Raw genomic sequence first — 514 nt, 5'->3', positions numbered from 1 at the left:
CCCCGGCTCCTAAGTCGAAGGCAAAGGCAGCACCGGCAAAGGCCGCGAAGGGCAAGAAGCAGCCGGTCGTCGAAGATGAAGACGAAGAAGAGGATGAAGACGACGAGTCCGAAGATGAGGAAGACGAAGAAGACGAGCCTGTGAGCAAGAAGAAGGCTCCGGCCAAGGGCAAGAAGAAGGTCGTCGAGGAAGACGAAGAAGAGGACGAGGAAGAAGACGAAGACGACGAGTCGGAAGAAGACGAAGACGACGAAGACGACGAGTCTGGTGAAGATGAGGACGAAGACGAAGAAGAACTGTTCTAAGTTCTCGTCGTGTCCGGGACAACCGGACTAGAATGATGGGTGGGGGCGGAAGCTTCCGCCCTTTTCCCGTTTATGGAGACAGAAATGGAACAGCCAATTGAGTTCCTTCAGCTGTATTCAAGGCAGTGCAAAACGTGCAAACATTTGGACCCAGAAGAAACAAAGGCATACACTAAATGCCACTTCTCTAAGGGTAACGAAGATTGTCC

The 514-nt window shown here is 52.3% G+C and carries 1 protein-coding gene; it reads left to right on the top strand.

From position 1 onward, the window contains the following. The coding region (locus AC1RP4_RS07645; protein ID WP_481763219.1) for a hypothetical protein at positions 1–305 on the top strand (305 nt) is incomplete at its 5' end. Positions 306–514: the final 209 nt, after the last annotated feature.

The sequence above is a fragment of the Dellaglioa sp. CoH-56-MRSF-10 genome, assembly GCF_056782175.1.
Note: the sequence above shows the minus strand (reverse complement) of the source record. Positions and strands in the feature narration are given on the sequence as shown.